The organism is Pseudopedobacter sp. (genome assembly GCF_040392825.1).
Classification (GTDB): Bacteria; Bacteroidota; Bacteroidia; order Sphingobacteriales; family Sphingobacteriaceae; genus Pseudopedobacter.
On sequence record NZ_JBEBVH010000185.1, the window covers coordinates 1 to 8,322 of the forward strand.

10 protein-coding genes are annotated in these 8,322 nt (G+C 38.4%); 1 reads left to right on the forward strand and 9 read right to left on the reverse strand.

Going from position 1 to position 8,322, the window contains the following annotated elements; all coding sequences use genetic code 11:
• Positions 1-117 precede the first annotated feature (117 nt).
• From ABWO41_RS12815 to ABWO41_RS12855, 9 genes are all read right to left on the reverse strand, one after another.
• Entirely contained in the window at positions 118-1,197 is a 1,080-nt protein-coding gene (locus ABWO41_RS12815) for an alpha/beta hydrolase (protein ID WP_353138544.1), read from the reverse strand.
• A 69-nt stretch (positions 1,198-1,266) separates the two neighbouring features.
• Positions 1,267-1,836, reverse strand: a complete 570-nt coding sequence (locus ABWO41_RS12820) for a sugar O-acetyltransferase (protein ID WP_353138547.1) — start codon at positions 1,834-1,836, stop codon at positions 1,267-1,269.
• A gap of 139 nt (positions 1,837-1,975) precedes the next feature.
• Positions 1,976-3,289, reverse strand: coding sequence for a sensor histidine kinase (locus ABWO41_RS12825; protein WP_353138550.1), 1,314 nt, complete (start codon positions 3,287-3,289; stop codon positions 1,976-1,978).
• A complete protein-coding gene (locus ABWO41_RS12830; protein ID WP_353138553.1) occupies positions 3,286-3,966 on the reverse strand; it encodes a response regulator transcription factor in 681 nt (226 codons plus the stop codon). Before ABWO41_RS12830 ends, ABWO41_RS12825 begins: the two co-directional genes overlap by 4 nt.
• Before the next feature lie 64 nt (positions 3,967-4,030).
• Positions 4,031-4,876: a hypothetical protein gene (locus ABWO41_RS12835; protein WP_353138556.1), complete on the reverse strand. Its 846-nt coding sequence runs from the start codon at positions 4,874-4,876 to the stop codon at positions 4,031-4,033.
• Positions 4,877-4,891: 15 nt separating this feature from the next.
• On the reverse strand, positions 4,892-5,236 hold the full coding sequence (locus tag ABWO41_RS12840; protein WP_353138559.1) for a hypothetical protein: 345 nt from the start codon (positions 5,234-5,236) through the stop codon (positions 4,892-4,894).
• Between the two features lie 77 nt (positions 5,237-5,313).
• On the reverse strand, positions 5,314-5,856 hold the full coding sequence (locus ABWO41_RS12845) for a hypothetical protein (RefSeq protein WP_353138562.1): 543 nt from the start codon (positions 5,854-5,856) through the stop codon (positions 5,314-5,316).
• Between the two features lie 263 nt (positions 5,857-6,119).
• Positions 6,120-6,851, reverse strand: coding sequence for a class I SAM-dependent methyltransferase (locus ABWO41_RS12850; RefSeq protein ID WP_353138565.1), 732 nt, complete (start codon positions 6,849-6,851; stop codon positions 6,120-6,122).
• 29 nt (positions 6,852-6,880) lie between these two features.
• Positions 6,881-7,702, reverse strand: a complete 822-nt coding sequence (locus ABWO41_RS12855) for a helix-turn-helix domain-containing protein (RefSeq protein WP_353138568.1) — start codon at positions 7,700-7,702, stop codon at positions 6,881-6,883.
• Between the two features lie 204 nt (positions 7,703-7,906).
• Here ABWO41_RS12855 and ABWO41_RS12860 point away from each other — a divergent pair.
• The coding region (locus tag ABWO41_RS12860) for a hypothetical protein (protein WP_353138571.1) at positions 7,907-8,322 on the forward strand (416 nt) is incomplete at its 3' end.

Here is an 8,322-nt window from a genome sequence, read left to right on the forward strand (position 1 = left end):
CACTATACTCGATATAAACATCAGAATCACTGTTTTTGCCACCGGACGAAGCACAGCTAACAACTGACATAAAGATCAGAAATATTAAGATTGAGTATTTCATATATTTAACATTTTTCACTTTAAATATTTACTAAAAAAAACTTCTAACTTATCAAAAGGTATCAACTCAGTCCTATCGTACAAATCAACATGCCCCGCACCTGTTACATAAAATAGTTCTTTCGGTTCCGCAGCAAGTTTATAAGCATCTTCGCTAAATTCTTTAGAATGCGCCTGGTCACCCGTGATAAAAAGCATAGGACGAGGCGATATGGTTTCTATATCATTAAATGGGTAGAAATTCATAAACTTCGTGTTGCTGCTTAAGGTTGGATGTGTTGTGGTTTCCGGCGATCCGCCCTTTGGTGTATATTCGCCACGTGGAGTACGGTAAAAATCATAAAATTCGCGTTGGATAGGATGCGTGTTTTCATCCAGTTGATGTACCGTTCCGCTCGTGTATCTGGTTCTGTCGCCAGTAAACTCTACATAACGTTGTTCTGCTGCTTCGGCAATAATTTTCTTACGCTGCTCCAAGGTCTGGGATTTATTCAAAGCGTTACGAGTTGCCTGTCCCATATCATACATACTTACCGTAGCGATAGCTTTCATTCTGGGGTCTATCTTTGCCGCGCTAATCACGAAACTTCCACTTCCGCAGACACCTAAAACACCAATTTTCTCTTTATCCACGAAAGCGCGTGTCCCCAGAAAATCAACCGCTGCGCTAAAATCCTCCGCATACATATCAGGTAAAACAACATTACGCGGTTCGCCTTCACTTTCACCCCAAAACGATAAATCAATTGCCAATGTAATAAAACCTCTGTCTGCCAGGTTAGAAGCATATACATCGGCACTTTGCTCCTTTACTGCTCCCATTGGATGCCCCACAATAATGGCAGCATGCTTTTCATTTCGGTCAACCCCCTTTGGAATAAATAAATGCCCTACTACCTGCATATGGTATTGGTTGGGAAATGAGACCCTGTACATTTCTACACTACTACTTACCTTAAACGTGGTAAAGTCTTTTACTGATAGCCGCTCCATTGTTGTAGATTGAACTTCTTGAGTTGCCTGTTCCTTTTGCGACTGATTACAGGCATTAAATATAAACAGGGATAAAATAGCTTTGATTGCTAACTTTTTCATTTTTTCTTCTTTAATTATTACTTAATTCAGGTATTAGCACAAAAAAACCAACTAATCCTGTAACAACCTCTATTCTACTATTTTAATAATTTTAGCTGGAACGCCTCCAACGATAGTATTATCAGGAACATCTTTAGAAACAACCGCACCAGCTGCAACTACCGAATTTTCACCTATAGTAACACCGGGTAATACAATGGCACCCGCTCCTATCCACGCATTCCTTTTAATGTGAATATGCGCGGGTACAAGCGATTGTCTGGATTCAGGTGACAGGGAGTGTCCTTCGGATAAGAGACTGACTTTGGGTGCTATCAATACATTATCTTCTATGGTTATTCCTCCCAAATCCAAAAATGTACAATCGAAATTGATAAACACATTTTTACCTATCCTGGTGTGCTTACCATAATTGATGTATAACGGCGTAAATATGGCTACACTTTCATCAATTTCTGTACCGGTGATCTCGCTTAATAAGCTTCTTACTGTTTCCGGATCCGGTGTATTATTCATTTGAAGAAGCAGCGCTTTTGTAGCATATGAAGCCTCCCTCATTTTATAAGCCTGTGGATCGTCCGCTGATATAATCTCACCACTTCGCAAGCGACTAAAAATATCGCGTGATATATTTTTCATTTTTCCTGCCGTATTATTTACAATACAAAATTAAAATGAAAGCCCCGCAGTTGTTTTACTACGAGGCTCAAATAATCTTTCTGACAAGCTCAATAAATTTCCTTAAAACTTTAAATGACGGTAACGCTGCTGCGTAAAATCAGACTGTTTTAAATGTCAATATAAATGTTGTACCCTCTCCAGGTCTGGAATGCACCTCTACAGAGATATCAAAAAAATCGGCGATACTCTTCACGATTGAGAGCCCCAACCCATAACGCTGGCCATCTACTGCATGAGAGAACCTGTTAAAAAGCGTTGAAAGCTTATCTTCAGAGATGCCAATTCCGGTATCACGAATAATAACGCTGTACTTCTTACCATCGATCTGATCGGTTAAATAAATATATCCGTCGGGTACATTATATCTAATTGCGTTAGAAACGATATTGTAGAATAAATGAAAGATCAACTCCTTGTTAAGATTAACCAGCGGAGAATGGTAGTTTATGTTCAGCGTAGATTTGATATTCTTTTCATCCATAAGCGGAGTCAATTCTGTCTGAATCTCTTGCAGCAATTCATGGATATTGATACTTTCTCGTTTTGTATATTGTCCGCTGTCTATACGGGCAAGAAACAACAAAGCGCGAACAATCCTGCTTAGACGATCCAGTGTTTTAGACATTTCCAGAAGCTTGTCTGCCTGCGGGCTCTTGAGGTCTTCATCTACCAGCATATTTTCGACTTTATTCTTTAATATACTGATGGGAGTAAGCAATTCGTGAGATGCATTAGAAGTAAACTCACGCTCCAGACTAAAGGCTTTATTGATGTCTACCATTAGTTTTTGCAGTGAATCGTCCAGAAAAATAAAATCATTTGTGCTGGTGCGTATGGAGGAAAAATTAAGGTTGAATGGAAACTGTTGTTTTACTAGCCTCTTGTCTATAATTTCCCAGAATGGCCGAAGCAATCTTCGCGAATAAAAAAAATCTAATACAGAGGTAATGAGGATGAGAAAAACTAGTAATACCAGACTGACACGCTGCAAGAGGCTACTATAAAGTGTAATGGTGTTTTCAGACCGCCCTATTTCCAGCAGATAATAATTTTTATCATCTACCGTGAAGATATTTTTTAATATACGATATTGCGCAGTGTCCTGGTCTATAATGCGTATTTGATTGTCGATTTCTTTATTGATGCTTGTATGTGGATCTGTTTTTTGGATGGATATATAATCTTCCTTAAGCATGGTGTAACTACCATAGCTCTCTGCTCCTTCAAGATAAAAATCCAGCCCTTTATTCTCGATATTATGAAAAACCTTTTGACGTTGTATGCCCAGAAATTTGTCTATAGTATAAACTGAATACCAGTCAAATAAGGTTGGAAGCAATAGGATAAAAAAGCCAATGATAATCAGTTTAGAAAGCGAAAAATACAGCGTAAATTTGTTACTTAGATTCATTTGTTCGCAGTTATTTTATACCCTATTCCCCGTACAGACTCCAGCCAATCTACATTAGCAAAAGGTGTTAATTTCTTACGTATATTTTTGATGTGTACATCTATATGGTTAGAATCACCTTCAGAAAGACTTAAGTCGCCCCATACGTATTCATATAACTGAGTTCTGCTCAACACCCTGTTTTTATTAAGCAGTAAATAGGTCAGTATATCAAATTCTTTCTTGTAAAGTGTAATTTGCGTTTTATTGTGGTGTACTGTACGACTCTGTATATCCACTTCAAAATCGCCAATTGTAATACTGGAATCCTGACTGTCTGATCTCCTGCGAATGATGGCCTGTATTCGGGCATGAAGTTCTGCAAGAGAAAAAGGTTTCGGAAGATAATCATCTGCACCTAAATCCAATCCGTTAATGCGATCCTGTATATCGCCCTTTGCAGACAGGATAATAACAATAGTCTTAGGCTGGTTTTGCTTGAGTTCTTTTAAGATATCAAATCCATTGCCGTCAGGCAGGCCCAGGTCTAACAATATAAAATCAAAAAACCTATCCCTCAGAATCTGTACAGCCTGAGATTTAGTGCCCGTGGCCTGGCATTCGTACTGATGTTGTTCCAGGAATTCGACAATTTCTTTACATAGATATACTTCGTCTTCTACCAGCAGGATTTTCATTATCTGATATTATTTTCCTTCAGTACCTTTTGTACCGTTTTACAATGATATATTTTGTATTCAATTAAAATTGATAAAAATAGCCCAGAGAGAAAAATGAATTCTGTCTTTTTTCCTGTTCTGTCTTTTCTGTTAGAAATGATAATTGGTAGCTTAACAATACAGCCCCCTGACCCCGGTACCAGATAAACGGCACTTGCATATTGTAAGATAAGATATTAAAGCTCGTAGACTCCTCAGTCGTCTCCACGAACTCCGATTGTCCTTTTCCCGGCACAGGAAGCAAACCTCCTAATCCCCCTGACTGAGTTTTGCGTTCTTCCACATAGGTGGTATAAAAGCGTTGGGTCCCCCCTACAATATTCAGGGCAGGATTGACATGCAAAAGGTTACTTCCCCATTCGGCCAGCTTTATGTCTTTAGAATTATTGAATGAAATAAATATATCTTTTGTCTGACCAAAATTATAATCGGCTTCGACTTCAGTTTTAAAATAATGCGTAAAACTTGCGGATGCTGATGCACTATTTGGATTAGATGCCTGCAATAAGGGCGATTCTTTTGCATAAAAAGAATAGGTGTAGCCGATACCCAACTCTACTTTTTTACCGAGCTCCCATTCGAAACCGGTACCTACATGTATTTCGGACGGAAATGCGTCTTCCGTTAAGAGCTGATATCCTCCAGCAGAAGCATACCATCCTATTGGTGTACGTACCTTTAAATCCAGATAACCAAAAGGTAATTGTTTTTCGGCTGCTTGACCATAGTAGCTAGCATTGGAACTGACCAGTGAAGACAACGTTAGTGTGGTCTTTTTTTCTTCCGTTTCTGTGCTATCAGACTGCGCCCATACATAACAGGGAAATATGACCAATATAAATGTCAGGTTCATCAATATGGTTCTCATAATGCGATGCGTAAGTTATAGCTTAATTTTGGATGGATTCACCTTCACTTTTACCCGAACTTTTACAGGAGGAACAGCAACACGCGTTTTTACGTTTACTTTAGCAGGACCGACTGCTTTAGGTGCAATTTTATTTTTGGCTTTTGGTACCTCTTTAATCGCAACGTCAGCTGCCTTCGCAACTTTCCCTTCTGCTTTTTCTGCTTTCTGCTTTGTCTCTTCCTGTACTTTCTTAGCTACAGTTCGCTGTAAAGTATCTTGTGCTAACATAACAGATTCAATTTCCACCATACCGGGAGTGTGGCCGTACAGTTTGCCCATACATCCAAACAACAGAACCAATATGAGGTATTTTATCATTGTTATTCAAGATATAAGAAAGTGCCCGGAGGCGAATAAGCCTTAATTACGGACACTTTCAAATTTAGGTTTTTCTGTTAAAGTTTGGCGCCTGTAGCCGATTTAATTTTCGTATTTACTTTGACAGGTCTGGTTTTTACCCCTGTAGCTACATCTGTTTTAACCTTTGCATCTACCGCTGGTTTTACTTCAACTACTGTCTTAACAGCAGAAGGTTTCACTTTGGTTGCCACCTCTCCTTTTACAGCTGCCGTAGCGTTTGACCTGGCAACAGTGCTAACATTACCATTCTGGGTTTCGGCACTAACAGCCTGACCATGATTAACTACTGTTGCAGATTTAGCATTCTCTCTTGCTTCTGCAGCTTTTTCCGCAGCAGCCTCTCTTTTCTCGGCAACCTTTTGTAAAACAGCTTCTTTTCTTTGCGCTGCTTCTTCTTTCATTTCACCGGCTTTAACTGCCCCTTGAGCCGTTGCATTCTGGGTTATCTCCGCTCCTTTGTTATCTACTTTCGTCTTACTTTCTGCTTTTGCTTTAGCAGAGGCTTCTACTTTTTTCTCTTGTGCTGTCGCTCCGGCAATAACCATTACCGAAAAAGCGATTGTTAATAGTTTTTTCATTGTATTTGTCATTTTGTTAATTCAAACCTAATAGCGAAAAATGAAAAAAAAATGAAATAGAAATTTTTCAATATTTTTTTTAATAAATTGATAAGAATTGTTTAAAAGGCCCTAAACAGGCATTGAATGGACATAGTTAGCAATCCAGAAGTTGCATTTCAGCGATATCTGGTATTGTACGAGATTCAAATTCGGACCCTACCAAAATACTTTTCCTGATGGAGCGAATCGGCTTTCTACAAATCAGATTACTGTAAATGCTATTATTTTTCGACCGAAATCAGCATCATCATCGGTCGGCGAAGTTCATCCTTCATCTCTGGCATTTCATTTAGCATCTTAGAATCCGGTACCGGTTCCTGAACCTGTTTTATTATAAAACCGCATTTTAAAAGCTCATGAAGATAGGTAGTGAGCGTCCTATGATACTTTACCACCTGCTCTCCCAGGAATATAGTATTTCTTTTTCCTTCAATAAAGTAATTATCCACAGGCCAATAAAGTTTATTTCTTTCTTCATCGCATATCCAACTTTGCTTACCCTCTGCTGTAAACACCGGGTGCTCAACCGAGAAAACAAAATGCCCACCAGGCCGAAGCCATTGGTAAACGTTATGGATAAGCATATGGTATGATTTTATATAATGTAAAGTAAGCGAACTGAATATCATATCAAAACTTTCTCCAGGGAACACCGCGTCCTCAAGAGCCATACGTTCGTACTTAATTCCTTTAAGAAGATTAATTTCACTGGCTCGTACAAGCATTTTTTCAGAAATATCGATTCCTACAACAGACGCAGCACCTTTTTCAATAGCATATCTACAATGCCAGCCAAATCCGCATCCCATATCCAATACATCTTTCCCATGAAAATTTGGCAACATTTCCTTTAGAATATACCATTCACCAGCACCTTTAAGTCCCTGTTGCGAACGGGTCATTTGTCCATACTGTTTAAAAAATGAAGGATCGTCGTACTTGTTTTCTTTCATAAATTTCGTTTTCGCGATGAAATAACCTGTCAGATTTCCGTTGGCGGCACTCCGTACTGTTTCTTAAAAGCTGTAGAAAAATGCGAAGGATTTTTAAAGCCTACCTCTACATATACGTCCTGCACCTTTTTACCTTCTTCTTTTAATTTGACATAAGCGGCCTCCAGGCGTCTTTTAATCAACCATTTTTGGGGGCTTAGATTACTAATTTTTTTAAAGTCTCTTTTAAAAGTAGCTAAACTCCGCCCGGTGTAGGACGCAATCTGCTCCATACTGAGCTCGTCCATATAATTATCATTCAGGAATTCCAGAATATCTATCTTCCAGGGTTCGGTAAAGTCAAACAGAATAGGGAAAAAGACATCGGAATTATTTAATAAAGCATAAATTCCTTCCTGCAACTTTAAATGTGTAACGCCATCAGTGGGTTTTATATTATCATCAAAATAGGGAGTAAGCGATTGGAACAAACTGGTAATATCTGCTCTTGGTTCGATCTTAAACACATTTTCTTCGGATACAGATACTTTATCTGGCAAATTGCTTTTATTTAGTTTACTGTAAAACTCGCGTAGAACATTGCGATTGAATGTCAACGAAATACCCTTATACAATTCGTCGCCTTTGCTGTTTTTATACATCATTAGCCGATGATTACGTCTGATAAAGGCACATTCTCCTGCTTGTATGGTGATTTCTTTATCTCTATCTTCAATTATTTGCTCTCCGGAATACAGGTACAGCAATACATGCTCCGGAGTGGCATGAATACATTTTTCACTAAAGTCTGAAAAACAGGAAAGAAATATCCCCGAGTAATTTATAGTTCTTAATTTATCTGTGACATCCATTGTTATTGCTGATATATAAATATAGCAAAATTAAGAAACACACATTTAGAGCACTTTTCTATCAAGCTCATTTAATATTATTGAGGAGCTCATTGTGAAATTCAATTTCACCTGTTTACGCTTTAAACAAATTTGTATTTATTGAATATCTGCAAAAAACAAGAGCAAAAAAACAATAACTTTACATATAAATTCACACCGTATATGAAAAAATTATTTACTCTAATCCTTTTTGCAACATTTACGTATGTTACCAATGCTCAAGTTGGTATTGGAACAAACAATCCATTAACCGGTTTTCATGTAGTGGATAGCAATGTGCTATTCTCAACTTCCGGGGATATCCCTAGCTCTCCTAAAAATTTCCCTGTCTTAGGTGAAGGTCGCAAAATGATCTGGTATCCGGAAAAAGCAGCTTTTAGAGCAGGATATGTTGGTAGTTTTGGTGCTACCTATTGGAATAGTAATAATATTGGAAATTATTCCTTTGCTACCGGTAATAACACCCGGGCAAGTGGTGCTTATTCCTTTGCAGCAGGTTTAGCTACCACAGCGAGTGGAAGCGAATCTGTAGCGTTGGGTAATAATGGTACTGCTGTCGCTGATAGAAGTTTTGCCTT